Annotated in this window: 2 protein-coding genes and 1 pseudogene; all 3 read right to left on the reverse strand. The window is 72.1% G+C overall.

All coding sequences use genetic code 11. The features are described 5' to 3' along the window. Positions 1-524 (reverse strand): relaxase/mobilization nuclease domain-containing protein (locus tag ACFW2Y_RS35515; RefSeq protein ID WP_384887803.1); only part of this gene is annotated, 524 nt, incomplete at its 3' end. Beyond that, positions 521-1,066: a MobC family plasmid mobilization relaxosome protein gene (locus ACFW2Y_RS35520; RefSeq protein WP_384887806.1), complete on the reverse strand. Its 546-nt coding sequence runs from the start codon at positions 1,064-1,066 to the stop codon at positions 521-523. The genes ACFW2Y_RS35520 and ACFW2Y_RS35515, both read right to left, overlap by 4 nt. A 1,015-nt stretch (positions 1,067-2,081) precedes the next feature. Further along, positions 2,082-2,309 (reverse strand): annotated as a pseudogene (locus ACFW2Y_RS35525) (ATP-binding protein); the annotation flags it as partial.

The raw sequence follows: 2,309 nt of genomic DNA on the forward strand, positions 1-2,309 counted from the left end.
TCGCCCTTCTTCAGTTGGCGCAGGCCGTAGTCGGTCTCGATCTGGCGGCAGGCGTCGCCGACGCGGATGCCGCTGTCGTGGAGCTTGGGGCGGCGTCCGTCTTCGCGGACGGTGGTGGCGAGGATGTGGATGTGGTCGTCCGCGTGGCGTACGGCGATCCACCGGCAGGCCAGGTCGTCTCCGGGCGGGGCGATGCCGGCGGCCTCGACGATGCGCTGGGCAATGTCCGCCCACTCGGTGTCGGAGAGGTGGCGGTCTTCGGGTGCGGTGCGGACGGGGCAGTGCCAGACGTGGTCGGTGACCTTCTTGCCGAACTCGCTGTTCCGAAGATGGATGGGCTCGTCGAGGTGGCGGGCGAGCTGGGTGAGGGTGGCATCGGGGTCGCGGCCGGGGTCGGGCATGCCGAGCATGGCGAAGCCGGCGACGATGTGCGGGTCGGTGTGCTCGTCGTGGCGGCCCGGGCCGTAGAGGTAGGCGAGCAGGCCACGGGTGTTGGCCCCGGCCGGTTTGATGGCGGCGATCACGCGGCCTGGTCCTCCCTGGATTCGGTCGGTTCGCGCAGGGCCTCGGCGATCAGCTCCAGCAGGCGGTGGAGCTCGTCGAGACGGTGGCGGATGTCGGGTGGGGTGAGGTCGCTGCTCAGCGCTCGGGCGATCTGGTTGACGTTGACGCCGATCCGGTTGAGCTCGCGCAGCACCTGGGCGCGGAACATGTGGGTACGGCGGCGGTCCTCGCACAGCGGCAGGTTCGCGGTGAACCGGCCGGCGACGAAGGCGAGGACGATGTCGGCGGCGAAGCCGGATTCCCCCTTGTAGCCGTGCTCGGCAGCGGCCTCCTGGAGACCGTTGTGCTCGTCGCCGGTGAACCGCAGCGGTCCGACACGGACGGTCCGCTTGGTGCCGGTGAAACGGCGGATCGCCGGCTGCACGCTCTGCACCGCTCGCTCGGCGGTGGGGGCGGGGCGGAGGATCTGCTGCTGGACAGCGTGCAGTTCGTCCGGGTCGGGGCCGCCCTCGGTCCCGACCTCCCGGTCCGGCGCCCCCTGGCGTCGGGCCGTCTCCGCCACCCCTGGGGCGGAGATCCCCGAAGACCGGCCTTGAGTCGGACTCGGGGTACTACTGGCTCCGCCCGGGGCTGGGGTGGTCACCTCCCGCTGCACGAAAGGAGCTTCGTGATGAGGACCGTGCATGGCTGGTATCCGTGTCCTTCGTAGTTGTGTGGATGGCTGGTGAGGGCATGTGCGCGGTGAGGACGCGTGGATGGGTTGGGCATCCGCGGGCCCGCCAGCGGCTGTGCAGGACGCCGTGGTCGGCTTCTATTCCTGACCGCCTGGTCCCCGGCCCCCGGTCCCCAGTCCCGCTCCTCGGTCCTGACCGCCTGGTCCCCGGCCCCCGGTCCCCAGTCCCGCTCCTCGGTCCTGACCGCCTGGTCCTCGGTCCCGGTCCTCGGTCCCGGTCCCCGGTCCTCGGTCCCGGTCCCCGGTCCTCGGTCCCGGTCCCGGTCCTCGGTCCCCAGGTCGGTCCCGGGTCGGTCCCCGGTCCTGGTCCCGGGACCGGTGGCCCTGTTTTGGTGGTTCCTTGGTCCGTTGGGGATGGAGCGGGGTCGGTCCCCGGTGTGCGTAATCCCCGGGGACCGGCTCTGCCTGTTGCAGGGGGACGGGCGGGGGTCGACCGGTCTTATGGCGCGCTGAGCAGGGGTTTCGTAGCTGTGGCGGTGGGTTGTAGTCCGGTCCCGTCGAGCGCTGGTGCAGGTCCCCACGGTCCCCGGTCCCGTTTTGCCGCGGCCTTTGGCTGGAGCTCGGTCCCCACGCGTGTCGGGGACCGGTCCCCGCGGTGGGGACCGGGGACCGACGGGTCGTCAGGGGGACGGTCCCCGCTTTCGACGGGCTCGGTCCCCGCGTGCGGCTCCCGCTAGACCTGTCGGGATCTCCGCAGGCCGGGGACCGGGGACCGCGCGGTGTTCCAGTGCACCCAGGTGCGGGCAGGGCAGTCGTGTCATGCGGGGTCTCCCAGGGGGCGGCCGCGCGTGGGGTGGATCGGGGTGCGCCGGGCGGGTGAGGGTGAGCTGGGTGGCCTGGGAGGTCAGGCCGCGGGGTGGCGTCTGCGGTCGGGGCCGTCGAGGATGACGCGTTCGGTCATCTCGGCGAGGCGGGAGGCGACGCGGTCTCCGAGGGCGGTGCGGAGGTCGGCGGTGGGGAGGTTGGTGGTGATCAGGGTGGGGCGCAGGTGCTCGTACCGGTGGTTGATCAGCCGGTAGGTGAGCTCCTCGGTCCACTCGCTGTTCTTGGCCGCTCCGAGGTCGTCCAGGAG

The sequence above is a fragment of the Streptomyces sp. NPDC058877 genome (genome assembly GCF_042742855.1).
In the GTDB taxonomy this organism is placed as follows: Bacteria; Actinomycetota; Actinomycetes; order Streptomycetales; family Streptomycetaceae; genus Streptomyces.